17 protein-coding genes and 1 pseudogene are annotated in these 19082 nt (G+C 39.0%); 10 read left to right on the top strand and 8 right to left on the bottom strand.

What is annotated here, in order from left to right; translation table 11 throughout:
- Nucleotides 1-4: 4 nt before the first annotated feature.
- Nucleotides 5-961 carry an ABC transporter permease gene (locus OLD84_RS17815; RefSeq protein WP_209464041.1) on the bottom strand — a complete coding sequence of 319 codons (957 nt, stop codon included), beginning with the start codon at nt 959-961 and terminating at the stop codon, nt 5-7.
- 17 nt (nt 962-978) lie between these two features.
- Nucleotides 979-1881, bottom strand: coding sequence for an ABC transporter permease (locus tag OLD84_RS17810; RefSeq protein WP_209464040.1), 903 nt, complete (start codon nt 1879-1881; stop codon nt 979-981).
- A 385-nt stretch (nt 1882-2266) separates the two neighbouring features.
- On the opposite strand from OLD84_RS17810, the gene OLD84_RS17805 reads away from it, so the two are divergent.
- Nucleotides 2267-3901, top strand: coding sequence for a glutathione ABC transporter substrate-binding protein (locus tag OLD84_RS17805; RefSeq protein WP_209464039.1), 1635 nt, complete (start codon nt 2267-2269; stop codon nt 3899-3901).
- Between the two features lie 199 nt (nt 3902-4100).
- Here OLD84_RS17805 and OLD84_RS17800 read toward each other — a convergent pair whose 3' ends face one another.
- The gene (locus tag OLD84_RS17800; RefSeq protein WP_209464038.1) at nt 4101-5720 is read right to left on the bottom strand and encodes a long-chain fatty acid--CoA ligase; all 1620 of its coding nucleotides are present in this window, start codon (nt 5718-5720) and stop codon (nt 4101-4103) included.
- 154 nt (nt 5721-5874) lie between these two features.
- On the opposite strand from OLD84_RS17800, the gene OLD84_RS17795 reads away from it, so the two are divergent.
- The 5 genes from OLD84_RS17795 to OLD84_RS17775 are packed head-to-tail and all read left to right on the top strand — an operon-like array spanning nt 5875 to nt 9897.
- The gene (locus tag OLD84_RS17795) at nt 5875-7221 is read left to right on the top strand and encodes an MATE family efflux transporter (RefSeq protein ID WP_209464037.1); all 1347 of its coding nucleotides are present in this window, start codon (nt 5875-5877) and stop codon (nt 7219-7221) included.
- A gap of 11 nt (nt 7222-7232) precedes the next feature.
- Nucleotides 7233-7664 (top strand): hypothetical protein, encoded by a 432-nt coding sequence (locus OLD84_RS17790; RefSeq protein WP_209464036.1) that lies wholly within the window; start codon nt 7233-7235, stop codon nt 7662-7664.
- A gap of 6 nt (nt 7665-7670) precedes the next feature.
- Complete coding sequence (locus OLD84_RS17785; RefSeq protein ID WP_209464035.1) at nt 7671-8297, top strand: lysozyme family protein; 627 nt, start codon at nt 7671-7673, stop codon at nt 8295-8297.
- A gap of 38 nt (nt 8298-8335) precedes the next feature.
- The gene (locus OLD84_RS17780) at nt 8336-8713 is read left to right on the top strand and encodes a RidA family protein (protein ID WP_209464034.1); all 378 of its coding nucleotides are present in this window, start codon (nt 8336-8338) and stop codon (nt 8711-8713) included.
- Nucleotides 8714-8727: 14 nt separating this feature from the next.
- Nucleotides 8728-9897 (top strand): iron-containing alcohol dehydrogenase, encoded by a 1170-nt coding sequence (locus OLD84_RS17775; protein WP_209464033.1) that lies wholly within the window; start codon nt 8728-8730, stop codon nt 9895-9897.
- A gap of 131 nt (nt 9898-10028) precedes the next feature.
- Here the strand turns inward: OLD84_RS17775 and OLD84_RS17770 are convergent, their stop codons facing one another.
- Both OLD84_RS17770 and OLD84_RS17765 read right to left on the bottom strand, forming a co-directional pair.
- Nucleotides 10029-10274 carry a YuzB family protein gene (locus OLD84_RS17770; RefSeq protein ID WP_209464032.1) on the bottom strand — a complete coding sequence of 82 codons (246 nt, stop codon included), beginning with the start codon at nt 10272-10274 and terminating at the stop codon, nt 10029-10031.
- 164 nt (nt 10275-10438) lie between these two features.
- Nucleotides 10439-11644: an MFS transporter gene (locus OLD84_RS17765; RefSeq protein ID WP_209464031.1), complete on the bottom strand. Its 1206-nt coding sequence runs from the start codon at nt 11642-11644 to the stop codon at nt 10439-10441.
- Nucleotides 11645-12560: 916 nt separating this feature from the next.
- Here OLD84_RS17765 and OLD84_RS17760 point away from each other — a divergent pair.
- Together OLD84_RS17760 and OLD84_RS17755 are read left to right on the top strand one after the other, a co-directional pair.
- Nucleotides 12561-13436, top strand: a complete 876-nt coding sequence (locus OLD84_RS17760; protein WP_209464030.1) for a DUF1002 domain-containing protein — start codon at nt 12561-12563, stop codon at nt 13434-13436.
- 443 nt (nt 13437-13879) lie between these two features.
- Entirely contained in the window at nt 13880-14689 is an 810-nt protein-coding gene (locus tag OLD84_RS17755) for a 3D domain-containing protein (RefSeq protein ID WP_209464029.1), read from the top strand.
- 145 nt (nt 14690-14834) lie between these two features.
- Here OLD84_RS17755 and OLD84_RS17750 read toward each other — a convergent pair whose 3' ends face one another.
- Nucleotides 14835-14966 (bottom strand): hypothetical protein, encoded by a 132-nt coding sequence (locus tag OLD84_RS17750; RefSeq protein ID WP_264917242.1) that lies wholly within the window; start codon nt 14964-14966, stop codon nt 14835-14837.
- Nucleotides 14967-15212: 246 nt separating this feature from the next.
- Here OLD84_RS17750 and OLD84_RS17745 point away from each other — a divergent pair, with 246 nt between their 5' ends.
- Both OLD84_RS17745 and OLD84_RS17740 read left to right on the top strand, forming a co-directional pair.
- Nucleotides 15213-16403: a glycine C-acetyltransferase gene (locus OLD84_RS17745; protein ID WP_209464028.1), complete on the top strand. Its 1191-nt coding sequence runs from the start codon at nt 15213-15215 to the stop codon at nt 16401-16403.
- A 36-nt stretch (nt 16404-16439) separates the two neighbouring features.
- Nucleotides 16440-17399: an L-threonine 3-dehydrogenase gene (locus OLD84_RS17740; RefSeq protein ID WP_209464027.1), complete on the top strand. Its 960-nt coding sequence runs from the start codon at nt 16440-16442 to the stop codon at nt 17397-17399.
- A 179-nt stretch (nt 17400-17578) separates the two neighbouring features.
- On the opposite strand, the pseudogene OLD84_RS17735 reads toward OLD84_RS17740, so the two are convergent.
- Together OLD84_RS17735 and OLD84_RS17730 are read right to left on the bottom strand one after the other, a co-directional pair.
- Nucleotides 17579-18463 (bottom strand): annotated as a pseudogene (locus tag OLD84_RS17735) (IS3 family transposase); the annotation flags it as partial.
- Complete coding sequence (locus OLD84_RS17730; protein WP_264917241.1) at nt 18409-18972, bottom strand: helix-turn-helix domain-containing protein; 564 nt, start codon at nt 18970-18972, stop codon at nt 18409-18411. The pseudogene OLD84_RS17735 and the gene OLD84_RS17730, both read right to left, overlap by 55 nt.
- Nucleotides 18973-19082: the final 110 nt, after the last annotated feature.

Raw genomic sequence — 19082 nt, 5'->3', positions numbered from 1 at the left:
TGGATTAATCAAAATCAATTCGCTTGTTTAAGAGGCGATAGGTTATATCAACGAGTAAGTTTACCAACACGAACAATGCAGCTACTACAAGTATGGAACCTTGGACGATTGGGAAGTCCCTAGCATTGATGGAGTCAATAATTAATTTACCCATACCATTAATCGCAAAAACAGTTTCCGTTAAGACGGTGCCACCGAGAAGCGTACCGAATTGCAATCCTACTACTGTAACAACAGGAATCAGCGCGTTTTTTAGTGCATGACGGTAAACGACGGTTCGTTCTTTAACGCCTTTTGCTCTTGCTGTACGAATGTAATCCTGATCAATAACATCCAGCATACTAGAACGAGTCATGCGCGCAATTACTGCCGCGCCAGCTGTTCCCAGTGTGATCACAGGTAAGATGATTTGTGAAATATTTCCCCAACCGGATGGTGAAAACCATGCTGTATCATTTAAAAATGGCACCCAGCTTGGCAAATCAATACCAATCGCAAACCATTGTATTAACATTAATCCTAACCAGAAGTTAGGCATGGAAAGTCCGAATAAAGCAACGATCATAAGGAACGTGTCAGCAAACGAGTACTTTCTTGTAGCAGATATAATTCCGGCTATTAACCCCATAAAAACACTTAGGACGGTACTATAAATTGCGAGCTCTACGGTTACCCAAAATCGCCCACCGATTTCATCCGTAACGGGTCGACCTGATCGAATGGAGTTTCCTAAATCCCCTTGAACGGCATTTGAAACATAACTGAAATACTGTACGGGTAAAGGATCATTTAAACCTAAACGTTCCTCTATATTTTCTACTGTTTCTGTTGGTGCACTCTCACCTGCCATAATTTGAGCAGGATTACCAGGAATCAGGTGCATTAAACTAAACACTAGAATGGAAACTCCGATTAAAACCGGAATGGTTTGGATAAGACGTCTTATAATAAATTTAAACATTTTAGTTGCACCCCTTTCTACTCTTTTATCTTCGGATCAAGTGCATCTCTTAATCCATCACCAAGAATGTTAAATGCTAGAACTACTGCAACAATCATAACACCTGGAAAGAATGCAACGTGCCAGGCATTATATAAGTAGTTTCGTCCGTCTGCCAGCATAGCTCCCCATTCCGGTGTTGGTGGCTGAGCACCAAGTCCAAGGAATGAAAGTCCACTTGCTGATATTACAGCTGTAGCAATACTTAAAGTAGCCTGAACGATAATTGGCGATGTAACATTTGGAAATATATGTTTAAAAATAATACGGGTATCACTTGCACCTAGTGATTTCATGGCATCTATGTATTCAAGGTTCTTCACTGAAAGCGTAGATCCACGAACAATCCTTGCGAAAACTGGAATCGAGGATATGGCAACTGCAAGAATGACATTTTCCAAACTACCACCTAGCACACTAACAATAGCTAGAGCTAACAGAATACCAGGGAAAGCTAACAGTACATCCATTATTCTCATAATAATAGAATCCGTACGTCTGCCGTAATAACCAGAAATAAGTCCAAGTATTACGCCCGCCGTAGCACCTAATGCTACAGATGCAAAACCTATGTACAGGGTTAGAGACATACCATATATAATACGGGTGAAAATATCACGGCCAAAACTATCAGTACCAAACCAATTCTCAGCTGAAGGCGGGGCTAGTTTGTTTACAAGGTCTTGTGATTCCGGCGTATTTGTTGTTAAATACGGACCGACTATTGCGACAATTATAAAAAAAAGTATTAAAATACCACCGATCATCGCAGCTTTATTTTGTTTGATTTTGTTATAAACAATTTTTAAATTTTTAAACCGGGTTTTAGGCGGCTCAGTTGCAGTTTTAGAATTGTCTATTTTTTGTGTCTCTTGACTCATAGCTTGTACTTCCTTTCTAGACAAAGTATTCACACATTTTTAGAAAAGATTGACTAGACATATAGAATCATGTCGAAAGTCGTCGTTTTCTACATAAAGTCAGCCATAATTCGGATGTTTCTGACATTATAAATGGTATCTTGATAGATTATATCACGAATAAAATATATGACAATATGAAAATTTTACAATAAACCATTCAAATTAGTAATAGCAACGCTCGGTTTGAAATATATTATTTTAGGCAGAAGAATCGTACATTTAATGAAAAGATTAAAAAAATTGTAAATCATCTTGTGTTTTGTTAAAAGATGGTTTATATTATACTTACAACTTAGACTAGTACAATAGTCAAGAATATACATAATTTTAGGGGGTAAAAAGGATGAAAATGTCTAAAAATTCACTGTTATTAATAGCGATAATGGTGATGCTCAGCATTGTCTTAATGGCATGCGCAAGTGAACCTGATGAAAACGGTTCAACGGATGATAATGGTGAAGAAGCAACAGACGGCGGAGACGCTGGTGAAGATGATGCAGCAGGCGAAGGTGGCGATTTAGTGATCGCTAATCAGTCTGATGTTGTTTCATTAGATCCAGCTGGTTCCAATGATGTGCCTTCCAGTGATGTACAGGCAAACATATACGAAACCTTGGTGAAACAAGATATGGACATGGAACTTCAACCAAGCCTTGCAGAAAGTTGGGAAGCTGTTGAGGATGATGTATGGGAGTTCGATCTACAAGAAGGTGTAACTTTCCATGATGGTTCAGAATTTAATGCAGAAGTTGTTAAAGCAAATATAGAACGTATTATGGATCCTGATGTGGCTTCCCCACGCGCGTTTTTATATGAAATGGTTACCGATATCGAAGTGGTAGACGATTATACGGTTCAATTCACAACTGAATATCCGTTCTCCCCACTCCCAGCACACCTTGCACATAGTGGTGGTGCCATGGTTGCTTTGGAACAAGTTGAAGCAGATTATGAGGCGATGGAAGAAGGCGAAGAGCCAGGAAGTGTAATTAACCAGAATCCGATAGGTACTGGCTACTTTGAATTTGATGAATGGAACGCAGGTGAGTATGTTCGTTTGACAAATAATGAAGATTATTGGGACGGCCAAGCTTTACTTGATACCGTAACATTTAAGGTGGTAGGTGAAGACCTAACACGAGTTGCTGAGATTACAACAGGCGACACACATATTGCTAACCCGCTCAGCCCATCTGATATTGGACAAATTGAAGCTGAAGATGGCGCGCACGTACATGACCAAGGAAGTGTGAGTTTATCTTATATTGGTTTTAATATGGAAAAAGAGCCATTTGATGATGAGCGTGTTCGTCAGGCTGTATCCATGGCTATAGATAAAGATCAAATTATTGATGGTATCTATGATGGCGTTGGTATTCCTGCTATTGGGCCTATACCGCCAGATGTATTCGGTTATGATGACAGTGTATCTGGTATTGAGCATAACCTGGAAGAAGCGGAAGATCTTTTAGCTGAAGCAGGGTACGAAGATGGTTTCTCTACAACGCTTTGGACGAACGATCAACGTGAACGTATCGACGCAGCAACAAATGTTCAAGCACAGCTTGAGGAAATTGGTATTGAAGTAGAAGTAGAAATTCTTGAATGGGGTGCTTATCTAGACCAAACTGCAAATGGTGAGCATGACATGTTTGTTCTGGGTTGGTCAACTGCAACAGGTGATGCAGATTACTCGATGCACCCACTGTTCCACTCTGACAACGTTGGGGAGCCAGGTAATCGTACATTCACTGAAAACGATGAACTCGATGCACTCTTAGAAGAAGGCCGTCAAGCAGCGGATCCAGAAGATCGAGAAGAAATTTATAGTGAAGCACAAGAATTGTTAGTAGACATTGCACCAATGCTTTATCTACACCACCAAGAATTCTTACTAAGTGTACGTGATGAAGTAAAAGGATTTGAGTTGCTACCAACACAAATCTTACAACTTAAAGATGTTTATATTGAAGAATAGAATGTAATTAGAAACAGTCCTCATCATTGGGGGCTGTTTTCTATTTGATCCTTCAGTCCTTATAGCAGACGAAGATTCGCACATGTGATTGATAAGGCCCGCGGATAAAATCACCCGCAAGACCCGCTGCCTAGAAAAGAACCAGCCATACGACATGGGGACGGTGTCCTTGCGTATGGCTGGTTCTTTTTTCATTCTTCTAGTCTTGCAAATTATATTGCTCCTTCACTTGTTCACGTAATTGACGTTTTAGAAACTTCCCTACAGACGTTTTTGGAATCTCATCAAAGAAAAGTATATCATCTGGCAGCCAGAACTTTGCAAATTGTGGACGTAGGAATTCGATTAATTCTTCTTTCATCTTATCCTTGGATGCTCCTTCGTTTAAAACAACACAGGCGATTGGGCGCTCCTGCCACTCCGCATCCGGGATTGCGACAACGCTTGCCTCAAAAACGGCCTCATGCGCCATGATGGCGTTTTCAATATCGACCGATGAAATCCATTCGCCCCCGCTTTTAATTAAATCATTCGTACGATCAACGATTTTAATGGTTCCTTCGGCGTCTACGGTTACAACATCTCCTGTATGAAACCATCCGTCGACAAAAGCACTCTCGCTTCGATCATCCTTGTAATATTCACTTGCAATCCATGGTCCGCGCAGAAGTAATTCGCCCATTTCTTCGTCATTCCATTTGGCTTCACCATCCGATCCCATAACCTTCATTTGCAGACCTGGAACCAAAATTCCTTGTCGGGCTCGTTCTTCCAGTTTCTCTTCACTACTTAAATCCTGCTGATAGCTCTTCAATCGGGAAACCGTCACAAGTGGTGTTGTCTCCGTTGCACCATACGCATGGTAAAATGGAATGTTATGTTTTTCTTCAAATGCTTTTATGATGCCGAGTGGTGCTGCTGAACCTCCGCAAAGCACAGCGCGCAAACTAGATGTATCGTACTCTGTTTGCTCTAATTCACGTAATAAGCCTAGCCAAATAGTTGGGACACCAGCTGTTATGGTAACGCCAAATTTTTCAATGAATTCTGCGATGCGCTTTGGTGTGAATCGTGGTCCTGGCATTACTTGTGTAGTACCAAACCATGTACTGGCAAATGGCATCCCCCAAGCATTCACATGGAACTGTGGTACGACAGGCATGGCGACATCCGATTCCGAAACACCAGCAGAATCGGCTAAACCTAATGCGTAGCTGTGTAATACGATACCGCGATGTGAATAGAGTATTCCTTTTGGTTTACCGGTTGTAGCAGATGTGTAGCACAGTCCAGCAGGCTCATTTTCATCGATTGCTTCTATAAATGGGTAAGATGGATCACCGGTATTAAGCAATTCTTCATAGGAGTATAATGGATTCAGTCCAGATTCAGGGAGTTCATTTTTGTCGGTCATTACAACAAATGCCTCGACTGTTTTAAGGTGATCTTTAATTTTTTCTATTAGAGGCAAGACATCCTCATCAATGAAAAGGATCTTATCTTCTGCGTGGTTAATGATATGAATAATATGTTCAGGTGATAGTCGGATATTGATTGTGTGTAACACAGCGCCTATTCCAGGTGCACCGAAATAGATTTCGAGATGCCTGTGATGATTCCAGGCTAATGTGCCAATTCGATCGCCTTTCTGTGCGCCAAGCTCATCTAATACACTCATCAATCGGCGGGTGCGTTGTCCAATTTCTTTGTAGTTGAGGTAGTGGAGTTTGTCATGGGTTTGCGAAATGACTTGTTTTTTCGGGAAAAACTTCTCGGCATGTTCCAGCATTGATCCTACTGTTAATGGTGCATTCATCATAATTAAAAACCATCCCCTTTAAAATGTTTAAAAGCATGTTCCAATGATATCATATAATTTGAATAATTTGAAAGATTAAATAATAATTATTCGAGTATTTATTAATTTGATGATAGAATAGAAGAATTGGAATGAAGAGAAAGGGTTGACATTATTGCAGAAACAACATGATTTTACAGAAGGAAATATACTGAGGCAGTTAATTGTTTTTTCTGGTCCCGTTATGCTTACAAGTCTTTTACAAACGTCATACCAATTCGCAGATAGTTTATGGGTTGGTAATTTGCTTGGGGCAGATGCGTTAGGTGCTGTATCGATTTCAAGTATGATTATTTTTACTGTGCTTTCCTTTGTTATTGGCTTAAATAATGCAGCATTGACGATATTGTCCCAGCAAAAAGGTCAGGACAACGAAGCAGGTTTAAAGCGATACTTGAACGCCTTTGTGGTGATTTTAACGGTTATGTCAATTTCACTTGGAACGATTGGCTTCCTATTTTCTGAACAGCTTCTTGCTTTAATGGGTACACCGGATAGTATGATGGATCAAGCGAAGTCTTATTTACAAATAAACTTTCTAGGCATCCTATTTTTATTTGGTTATAACTTCATTAGTACGGTGCTTCGTGCACTTGGAGATAGTAAAACGCCATTACGTTTTGTCTTGCTTGCAGTCATCATGAATATTGTCATGAATCCCTTATTTATTGCTGTGCTTAATTTAGGTGTCGAAGGAGCAGCGTATGCAACAATTATATCGCAAGGTACTGCATTTTTATATGGGTTAATTTATGTATTATATCACAAATTAGCTCCATTCAGCATGCCTAGCTTGCCGTCAAGATCCGAAGTTGGCTTGATTTTAAACCTCGGTATACCATCTGGGCTGCAAATGGCTGTCATCTCTGCAGGATCAGCAGCTATTATGACGGTGGTCACAACGTTTGGGGGTGGGGTAGTTGCAGGCTTCAGTGCGGCACAGCGCTTAGATAGCCTTATCATGCTACCAGCACAGGCTTTAGGTATTTCTGTTAGTAGTATGGCAGGACAGAATATTGGAATTCGGAATTGGTCGAGAGTGAGCAGTATTACTAAATATGGAATCTTATATAATTTTTCTGTTATGCTGTGTATAGGAATTATAGTGGTTCTGTTTGCGGAGCATGGGGTTAGGTTATTTATTAATGATGAGGAAGCCGTTCAATTTGGAACACGTTACTTACAAATTGTTGCATTGTGTTATCCGTTTCTCGGAATTAATTTTATACTTAATGGAATTGTTCGTGCTGCGGGGGCGATGTATCAGGTCCTTGTGCTAAATATTATCTCTTTCTGGGTGTTGCGTTATCCATTCACTGCTCTTTTTTCACACTTTTTCGGTGAAACGGGGATTGCACTTGGAATGGGAAGCAGTTTCTTATTTAGTAGTTTATTTGCGTATCTATATTATCGATTCGGTAAATGGCGTGAGAAAGAATTGTTTGCCAAGGAAAGACAATAGGTGGGACATCCATGCAATTATTCGTAAAACTAGCAGCGATCGGGATTTTCTCCGGAGTGGTAATGGGAGGATTTCTTAAGGTTGTTGAACAACTGATGAATATACCAGTCTACGTACTTTTATTAAATGTGGATTATTTTCCGATTATACAAGATTGGCAGATGAGTGAATTTGTTGAATTTCTGTTACACATTTTGGTGTCTGTAGCACTAGTTATCATTCTTTACGGTGTGTTTGATAAATGGAAGATGAATAGAAAAATGTATCCGTATATTTTAGCAAATCTCCTAATAGGTGGATTGCTTTTTGTAACGACTACTTTCTCCGTTAGGACGCCAGCTATAACAGATCTTGCTGCATTTCTTTACTGGATGATCGCACATCTTATTTTCGGAATGTTCGTTGGTGTGTTGATTGTTTTGATGAAAAGGAAGAAGGATTAGATAGAGATGAAATGGAAGAAAAAACATAGAGATACGTTAAAAAAGACAGCAATGATTACGATTCTTCTTTGTAGTCTATTTGTGGGAATTTCATTATTATCTTATGAAAAGCCAACAAGTACCGCAGAACAACCTGCGATTAGTAAAGATGTAGAAAACTATCGCCCAATTGTCGAAGATTACGCGGATCAATACGACGTAGGGAAATATGTCGATGTAATTTTGGGGATGATGATGCAGGAATCTGGCGGGAGAGGAAATGACCCCATGCAAGCTTCTGAGAGTTATTGCGGAGAGAGGGAGTGTATCGAGGATCCGATGTTATCTATTAAACAAGGAATCTACTACTTCTCTAAAAACCTAGACGTGGCAGGTGGAGATCTTGAATTGGCGGTTCAGTCTTATAATTATGGTAGTGGATTTATTGATTATGTTCGTGAACATTCGGGCAGTTATTCACAAGAAACAGCGATTGCATTTTCGCAAGAGATGTATCAAAAAGTGCCAAATCAATCAGATTACCGCTGCATACGTGAAGAATCAGAGGAATTAGATGCCTGCTATGGTGATATTTTCTATCTGCAGTCTGTGATGGAATATAGGGATGTTTTGGCAGCAAAAGGGACTGAATAAATGATACAATAAGGTAAATAAGTAAAGGAGGAATTATAATGGTAAAAGAAATCTTTACAGAAAACGCACCAGCAGCACTGGGGCCGTATTCGCAAGCCATTCAAGCAGGTGATTTTATTTATGTTTCCGGACAAATTGGAATTAACCCTGCAACTTCTGAGGTAGTCGAGGGGATTGAAAAACAAACCGAACAAGTAATGAAGAACTTAAAAACCATTCTTACGGAAGCGGGAACTGATTTTTCACAAGTCGTTAAATTTACAATTTATTTAAGTTCAATGGATGATTTTGCAACCGTCAATGATATTTACGGAGCTTATTTAAGTGAGCCTTATCCAGCGAGAGCAACGGTTGAAGTAAGTCGTTTGCCAAAGGATCTGCTCGTTGAAATGGATGCAGTTGTATATACAAAATAGAAGGAAGGTTTAATGTGGAAAATTTCACTTATTATAATCCAACAAAATTAATTTTTGGAAAAGGGCAGTTAGATGCTCTTCCAAAAGAAGTTAACAAGCATGGAAAAAAGGTGCTGATTGTTTATGGTGGTGGAAGCATAAAACGCAATGGCATTTATGACAATGTGCTGGAAAAACTAGCAGAAATAGATGCACAGGTAGTTGAACTTTCAGGTGTGGAACCTAATCCTCGCATCTCCACCGTTCGTAGAGGTGTTGAAATTTGTAAAAATGAAGGTGTAGAATTCTTGTTGGCTATTGGTGGCGGAAGTACGATTGACTGTACGAAAGCCATTGCAACAGGTGCAAAAACAGATGTTGATATGTGGGACATTGTAACGAAGAAGGAAAAAGCGACAGATGCACTGCCATTCGGAACGGTATTAACACATGCAGCAACTGGATCCGAAATGAATCGAGGCTCTGTCATTACAAACTGGGATACGAATGAAAAGCATGGCTGGGGATCACCCTATACAAGTCCTGCATTTTCGATTCTTGATCCAGCAAATACGTTCTCCGTTCCGCAAGACCAAACTGTTTATGGCGTGGTGGATATTATGTCACACGTACTGGAGCATTATTTCCACTTAGCAACAAATACGCCGATTCAAGATCGGTTTTGTGAATCCATCTTGAGAACCGTTATCGAAACGGCTCCGAAATTACTTGACGATTTGGAAAATTACGAGCATCGCGAAACCGTGATGTTGAGTGGAACGCTTGCTTTAAATGACATGCTAAGCATGGGTTTTCGCGGAGACTGGGCAACACATAATTTAGAGCATGCCGTATCAGCAGTACATGATATTCCGCATGGTGGGGGATTGGCTATATTATTCCCGAATTGGATGAAGCATGTATTGAATGAAGAAAATGCTGCTCGTTTTAAGCAACTTGCAGTACGTGTATTTGACGTAGATGCTTCTGGTAAAACCGACTATGAAGCAGGACTCGAGGGAATCAATACGTTACGCCAATTCTGGGATCGTATCGAGGCACCTGCAACATTAGCCGATTATAAAATTGATGAAAGCACCATTGAGCAAATGGCAGATAAAACGGTGATCGCCAGACCTCAGTTCGGTAATTTTAAAACATTAACAAAAGAAGATTCAATAGCTATTTTTAAAGCAAGCCTTTAAGATTGTGCTTGTCTATTGAATTTTAAAAACAAATTTCGACAAGTATTTCCCAGGAAATACTTGTCGAAAATTATTGTCAATTTATGGCATGAGCCTACGTTTTATCCTTACAATAAAAGAAGAACTGGCAATTATTGATAAACAGCCAGTTCTTCTTTTATTGCTTCTTTTATTTTAGCTAAACAATCTTCAGGTGTGTTACCGAAAACGCGTTTATTGTTAACTAATGCATATGGTTTTACGCGGCATAAGCCACAAAATGATAGGCATTCATTCATTAGCACAGCCACTTCTGGAAATTCTGCTTCGATAATTTCTTCTATATTAACTGTAGTGATTGCATTTCCGTCACAAACCTCAACAACGACTATTCCCATTGAATCACTTTCTTTCTATTACTTGAGTTCAAAAGAAGCCTTTTAAAAGGCTCTATTATTTTTAACATAATTAGACGAACAAATCAATCCTTCAGCATTCATGATGTCTCAATAGTCTCCCCAAGTTTATCAATGACATTCAGCATATGGTTAATAGCTTTCGCCTATTGTGAATGTGTAGATAAGCTTGGAGATTTTTTTGATGCATATTCATGTTTATACCATACGATTAACAAGATGGAACCACTCAATATAAGCAACCCACTAGTTATAAAGAAGACGACGGAGAATCCGAAGAGTCCAGCGAGCATACCACCCATTGCAGGGCCGATAATATTTCCTAGAAAGCGTAGGCTTGTGTTATAACCAAGCACTTCACCTTGCATGGATATTGGGGCTTCCTGCCTGATATACGCGATACGAACTGGAATAATCCCACCAATAGCTACCCCAAGTAAAAATCGTAAAATAACCAATTGCCAAATACTTGTAACAAAGGCACCAGGAAAGTAGACGAGTCCAGCTGCGAACAGTAGAATGATTAATATTCTAATATAGCCAGTTCGATCCCCAAGCTTTCCCCAGTTTCTAGTCATTAATAAATTCCCAAGCCCTGCTGCGGAAAAGGCGAGGCCAGAGAAAAATGCAATATTGGCCGGCCCATGTATTTCTGCAACGAACAAAGATAAAATTGGCTGTATACTAAAATGTGCAATTTGGACGAGTGCAGAAATAAGCATTACAACAAGTAATACTGGTTTTTGAATGATATATTTTATCACTTCTTTACTGGAATAGGACTTATAATCGCTTGCATCGTCAGATAATTTTAATTTCATTTCTTTTATACCAAATAAGACAATGAGTGCAGATAGGAATACCGTGACCGAAACCCATTTAAATGTGCTTGCATAGCCGAATGTATCTGCCAGTACTCCACCAAGTAATGGTCCCATTAATGCCCCGGTTATACTGCCAGTCTGAAGGGTTCCCAGTACTCTTCCGGCGATTTTTTGTGGCGTTTGTGTGGAGATGAAAGCTTGAGACATTGGAATAAATCCAGTTGCAACTCCCATTATGAGTCGCAAAATAAAAAGCTGCCATACTGATGTGGCAAACCCCATAAAAAAAACAGATAGACCAATTCCGAAAGCGGAGAAAATTAAGATTTTTTTCCTGCCGTATTTGTCACCTATACGACCCCAAATAGGGGAAACTAAAAAAGCAGTTACAAAAGTAATACCAAACGTAAAACCTGACCATGTCTGTACGTAGCTTTCAGAGAAATTGCCGAGTGAATCAATATATAAGGAGATAAAGGGAATTACCATGGTCATACTTCCAGCAATAAAAAAGTTAGCCAACCACATGATGGCTAAATTGCGTTTCGCAAGTTGCTCTTCTTGATTAGTAATTGTGATGCCCTTCTTTCTTGAAATTTATTTCGTTACCCTAAATATATCTGATTTGACTAAAAAACGAAAGTATTTTGCTTATAAGTATTAGCCAATTGTAACGAATAAAGGCTGTTTTCTTAAGGGTGGTGTTTTTGATACAATTTCTATAGAATGCGACGTAATACCGCTACGGAAATACACTCCGCTTTCCGCGGGTGACCCGTGAGCCTCCTCGAACTCCGTTCTGCGGGGTCTCACTCTGGCCACTGTTCCCGCAGGAGTCTCCGTGTATTTCCTCCGCTAGTATGAACACTGTAACATGACAGCCAGCACTTTTATGATGGTTGATTGGAGCGGAGGGCTGTTGATTCCTGCGGGAACAAATGTTTTCGGTGGGGCGAGTAAGCGCAGCCCCAGCCCCAGCCCCAGCACGTGTCTGAAGACTCCGGAGGACTATCCTAAGGAAGGTCGACTAAAACCGTTCTTTACGAACAACGTCTACATACCCTTTGCCAGGGCAAGGAGGCTGAAGCCGTGCCCGCGGAAAGCATCCGCCTGGAGCGATCCCGAACGGCGATTATAGAAAATACTTTTAGAAAACAGTTACGTCGTCTTTTATATCAACTTCGAAAATTTAAAAGCAATAATACTTTCGAAAAGAGCCCAAATAAAAAAGTAAATATTGTCGTATATATGGTTAGAGGTTATAATAAGATTGATTAGGGTTTGTGTTTTTCTTGGCAGATAGGGTGACAAAGCAAGAATGCTTTCTTCGAATCCCTTTTATGAATGCCAATTTTCCAAGTAGCATACGTGGCTGCGATTGCCAGGTTAAGTAAGCTAGCATTAGAATGATGAAGTAAAATAATCTTAAAAGGGGTAATAATATATGAAATATCAGTTAAAGATAGCATTTTTGTTCCTGTTAGTAGTGGGTTTAATTACAGGGATGTCAACACCTGTTCAAGCTACCTCAGCTAATATTATCGTTTACGGAGAACAATTAACAGAGGATCAGCGAGCTGAAGTTCGTGACATTTTAGAAATAACAGATTCAGATGCAGTTGAAGAATATGATGTAACCGGACAGGACTACGCTGACTTTATTAATGGCAATCCTGATTCTAATATGTACTCATCCGCTAAAATAACCCTAGAAGAAAGTGGCGCAGGGTTAACGGTAAACATTGTCACTCCTGATAATATTACAGAAGTTGCAAATGAGATGTATGCAAATGCGTTGTTAACAGCAGGTGTAGAGAATGCAACGGTAGATGTTGCTTCACCTGTTGCCGTAACGGGGCATTCAGCCTTAACAGGAATCTACAAAGCGTATGATGTTGAAGGCGAAGAACTTGATAAGGAACGGATGGAACTTGCGAATGAAGAGCTTAATGTAGCAACAGATCTTGCGGAAGAAGATGGAGTATCTCAAGAAAAAGTAAGTGAGTTATTATCAGAAATTAAACAAATGATTGCTGATCAAGATCCAGCAACAAGAGAAGATGTACAACAAATTGTCGAGGAACAATTGGAGAATCTAGAAATCTCTTTAGATGAAGCAGATCGACAAAGGTTGGTAGACCTATTTGATCAAATGCAAGATTTGAACATCAACTTCGATCAAGTTAGAAATCAGCTAGAAGACATTGCCTCCACTGTTAGGGATCAAATTGATCAATTAAATTTGGATGAAGGATTCTGGGACCAGGTAAGAGATTTCTTCCAATCCATAGGTAATTTTTTCAGAGGTTTATTTAACTAGAATTATGGCTCAACACTAAAATCTATGGTCGATATTAGTGAATAAATATGATAATAAGACTAGCTAGCGGAGGAAAAACACGGAGACTCCAGTGGGAAAGTGTAGTGTTTTTCCGCAGCGGGCAGTTATTACACCTAGTTTATCAACCATAGATTTTGGTGAAGAACTAGAATTATAAAATGGGTTCATTGTAAAATGAATTAAAACCCCAAGTGATGGATGATCCAGCGCTTGGGGTTTTTAGTATTATAAAACTCTCTTTCTATTACTTTTGTATTATAAAATCTAGGTTAATCCGACTTTTATATCAAAACGATGACAAATGTAATAAAATCTCTCCTTTTTGGTAATCCTTGTAACAGACTTTTAAAAGTCTTGTAACTGCATTGTCTGTAGCCGTATGATACTATAGGCTTTGTCAGAAATTAAAGGAGGGATTACTAATGAAAAAATTAGTAGCCGCAGTATCAGCAGGAATTATCATTGCTGGCACAGCTGCAACAAGTGTTGCAGCAGAAGAAGACCATGAGGTAAAACAAGGGGACAACCTCTGGGACATCGCAGACCAATACCAAACTACCGTTGATGATTTAATAGATATAAATGAACTAAAATCTACTGTAATTCACCCAAAACAAACAATATCTATTAATAACGATGAGACATATATAGTAAAAGAAGGCGATACACTAATCAGTATTAGTAATGAATTCGATGTAACTGTAGAGGATTTAAAAGAATCGAATGATCTTACATCTGATATCATTAGTATCGCACAAGAGTTAACGATTGAAGGTGCAAACGTTGAACAGGACGATGTACCTGAAGCAACAACATCTAATGAAACAACTAACGAACGTTCACAATCAGACAGTGAGCAGTCAAGTGAGCCAGAAACACAGGATACTGCAGCTGAAAGTGAATCAACTCAAGAAGTAAATCATACAGCGCAAGAAACAGAGGGGAAGACCCTTTCCGTTTCTGCAACAGCATATACAGCTGGGTGTGAAGGATGTTCTGGTGTTACATCAACAGGAATTGATTTAAATGAAAATCCGAATGAAAAAGTAATTGCTGTTGACCCAAATGTTATTCCGCTTGGTTCTGAAGTATATGTTGAAGGTTATGGCTATGCTGTAGCTGGAGATGTAGGTAGCGCAATTAATGGTAACAAAATTGATGTTCACGTCCCGTCTAAAGATGAAGCTTATGACTGGGGTGTACAAACAGTGGATGTAACAATAGTAGAGTAATAGTTACATCCTGAAGATAAAGTAAAACGTCATTCAGTTCGGGTTTTACTGCCCGTTAAACTACGATAAAAATATAGTAAAAGGAAAGTATCTATTAATAAGATACTTTCCTTTTTTTGCCTTCTATAAACTTTTATATTTAAATCTACGACTTGATTGTCGTAGAGTGGTTGTTTTCTTCAATAACTTCATTTGGCCCATCAAAGGGTTGCGTATAACCTATAATTCCAATAGCTGAAATAATTACGATAAATAATGCGATTAGTGATTTTTTCATTTCTATGCCTCCAACTTTTACTCTCTATAAATAGTATAATAAAAATAGTAGAAAATCACCATCTATTTTTCTGAAAAAGTACATGTAAATCTTGCAAACATAGAAATAATAAGCCAAGTTTTCTAAAAGTGAATGAGTTAACGAAAATGGTATTATTACGTTTCGTACATTTATTTCGGGTAACAATCCACGTTTTTTATGTTAAACTATAAGTAAAGCGCTTACATGTTGGAGGGAAATAAAAATATGACTAGTAAAGTGTTGGATACTTTTTTAAATGAAAATATTACCGACTTAAAAAAACGAGGACTATATAATGAAATTGATTCCGTTCAAGGTGCTAATGGGGCAATGATCACAATTGACGGGAAGAAATCAATTAATCTTTCATCAAATAACTACTTAGGTCTTACAACTGACGATCGTCTAAAGAAGGTGGCAAAAGATGCTATTGATTCATATGGTGTTGGAGCAGGAGCGGTTCGTACGATAAATGGCACATTGGATATTCATATTGATTTAGAAAAAAAGCTTGCAGCATTTAAAGGAACAGAAGCGGCTATATCCTATCAGTCCGGATTTAACTGTAATATGGCAGCAATTTCTGCAGTCATGGATAAAAATGATGCAATTCTTTCCGATGAATTAAATCATGCGTCCATTATTGATGGCTGCCGTCTATCTAAAGCTAAAATCATTCGTGTCAATCACTCGGATATGGATGACCTTCGCCAAAAAGCGAAAGAAGCAGTGGAATCCGGCCAATATAATAAAGTAATGGTTATAACAGATGGTGTGTTCTCCATGGATGGTGATGTTGCAAAGCTTCCAGAAATAGTTGATATCGCAGAAGAATTTGACCTAATTACCTATGTAGATGATGCACATGGATCTGGGGTGCTTGGAAAAGGTGCTGGTACCGTAAAACATTTCGGCCTGCAGGATAAAGTTGATATGCAAATGGGAACATTGTCCAAAGCAATCGGCGTTATCGGTGGGTATGTAGCTGGGAAAGAAAATCTTATTGATTGGCTGAAAGTACGCTCACGTCCATTTCTGTTTTCTACTGCAGTTTCACCAGCAGACGCCATTTCAAGTACGAAAGCAATTGAGCTACTAATGGAAAGTACAGATTTGAATGAAAAGCTATGGAAAAACAGTAATTACTTAAAAGAAGGATTGAAAGAATTAGGCTTTGATATAGGAAATAGTGAAACGCCAATTACCCCAGTTATTATTGGTGATGAAAAGGAAACACAAAAGTTCAGTAAACGTTTATATGAGGAAGGCGTTTATGCGAAGGCAATCGTATTTCCAACTGTGCCGCGTGGAACGGGGCGTGTTCGTAACATGCCAACAGCAGAACACACGAAGGGTATGCTTGACGAGGCTATTGCTAGTTACGAAAAAATTGGGAAGGAAATGGGCTTCATTTAAGCATGTTATTCAGAAGGCTTAAAGGGGACTTAAAATATGAAGAAGATTTTAGTTACAGGGGCTCGAGGCCAAATAGGTTCAGAGCTTGTGGGGAAATTACGAGAAACGTATGGAATGTCGAATGTGATTGCAACAGATATACGAAAAGGGGATGAAGCGGAAGAAGTTCCGTTTGAAGTCGTTGATGTCACAGACTCGGGTCGATTATTTTCCGTAGCTAAGGAACATAATGTCGATACCATTATGCATTTAGCTGCACTATTATCTGCAAATGCAGAAGCGATGCCTAAAGTAGCATGGGATTTAAATATGGGGGGTCTTGTTAATGCACTGGAGGTGTCCCGGGAACTTGATTTGCAATTTTTCACACCGAGCTCTATTGGGGCGTTTGGACCGTCAACACCGAAGGATAATACACCACAGGATTCATTACAACGTCCAACTACGATGTATGGCGTTAACAAAGTAGCTGGTGAATTACTTTGTGATTATTATCATTATCGCTATGGACTAGATACACGTGGTGTCAGGTACCCAGGGTTAATTTCACATGTGACGTCTCCAGGTGGCGGGACAACGGATTATGCCGTCGAGATTTACTATGAAGCAATTAAAACACAAGCATATACTTCTTATATTGGCGAGGATACGTGTATGGACATGATGTATATGCCAGATGCCCTGGATGCCATTATCGAGTTGATGGAAGCAGACCCAAGCAAGCTCGTGCATCGTAATGCATTTAATATTACAGCAATATCCGCAACACCAGAGGACTTTAAATATGCCATTCAAAAGCATATTCCGGAATTTGAATTGTTCTATAACGTTGACCCAATTAGACAGCAGATTGCAGACAGCTGGCCAAATAGCATCGATTCTTCCGCCGCAAGAGATGAGTGGGGGTTTAAGGCGAAGTATGATATGGATAAGATGACGAAAGAAATGCTGGAAAAAGTGGCGGGGAAAATTAATGTGAAGGACGCTCTCTTTTAGTGGAAGGGGCGTTTTTTGGTGTGGGAGAGATGGGTGGTGAATGTGGGGAGCGCTGATAAATTTGGCATGAACGATGATAACTGACAACCGAATGGTAACTGTAGCTGTCGAATAGGTAAATCTATCCTGTACAAGAAAAAAGAGTGCGCAGGTGGTTACCCCCAAAAGTTAGAGTTTTATTATGCAGCTGATTGGATGGATTGAGTTCGGTACTCAACTGGACTCAATCCATCCATTTTTTCTTTTGAACGTTCATGATTGTACCAGTAGATATATTCTTCAATCCGTCTTTTTAATTCTTCATAGCTTACTAATTCTTCCCCATAATACATTTCTTGCTTTAAAATCCCAAAGAAATTCTCTATCGGCGCATTATCTGCGCAGGTTGCTTTGCGTGACATACTTTGAAATACGTTGTTCTTTTTTAATGTTCTCACCCATTGATTGTGCTGATAGTGCCAACCTTGATCAGAATGGATGGTGGTCCGATAGGTTGCACGACTTTTTATTATCTCTATCGTTTCTTTTAAAGGTTTCATGACAAGATCAAATGTTGGACGTTTCTTGATTTCAAACGCAATAATTTCTCGGTTATAAAGATCAAGAATTGGATTTAAATATAATTTCTCTTCGCCTAGACATTTGAATTCCGTAATGTCGGTTACTAATTTTTGAAGGGGGATTGGTGTGCTGAAACGACGTGCTAGTCGGTTTTTCGCTACTTTCCCTACGTTCCCTTTGTAGGAATTGTATTTACGGGATTTGCGCATAAACTTTACACATTTTAACCCCAATTCTTGCATCAGGCGATACACTTTTTTATGATTAATACAATGTCCTAATTTCTTTAATTCTTTCGTAATTCGTTTATATCCATAACGTTCATGAAACTTCTTAAACAGGTTTGTAATGAGTTCTTTTAGTTCTGTTTCCGAATCTTCTTTCTCAAAGTTTTTGACATGGTAGTGATAGGTTGCTTCAGGAATATCCACTGCTACGAGAATATCCTTTAATCTGAATCCTTCTTGTTTGAGCTCGAATGCCAGCTTTGCTTGAACTTTTCGTGGAAGGCATTCGGATTTTCCCGAAAAGCTTTTAGCTTTTTTAGATACGCGTTTTCTAGCCTTAGTAGTTCATTCTCATGTTTCAACTCTTCTTCACGCGTTAAATTCTTCTCGTCTTTCTTCTTAGGTTTATTGTGTTTCTTAGACATAGAAGGTCGCCCCTTTGATTTTGGTCTCAGGCCTTCTATTCCTTGTTCATTAAATACTTTCATCCAATGGTTAATTAATGAAGGATTGTTCAATTTAAATTGATCAGCAGTTTCCTGATAAGAAGCACCTGTCTCTAACATAAATTGTACAGTATCTAATTTAAATTGAACAGAGTATGCTTCTTTCCTTTTTCTTCGTTTTAACCCCTCCATCCCTTGAGTTTTATAGGCTCTTACCCAATCTTGTAATGGTGTTTGAGAAGGCATATTGTATTTTTTTGCCAATAATTTATATCCCAGATTCCCATGCAAATACTCAGTGACAAGTTTAATTTTAAATTCTTCACTATATTTAGCCATAAAAACACCCCCGAAAGTTAGATTTTTCTACTCTAACTTTCGGGGGTCAGTACCGCATCCTTATCTAAGTACTCCTAGTCTATTTTTTAAAAATTATAAATTTCTTTTTC

This window comes from Virgibacillus natechei, from assembly GCF_026013645.1.
Lineage (GTDB): Bacteria > Bacillota > Bacilli > Bacillales > Amphibacillaceae > Virgibacillus_L > Virgibacillus_L natechei.
Note: the sequence above shows the minus strand (reverse complement) of the source record. Positions and strands in the feature narration are given on the sequence as shown.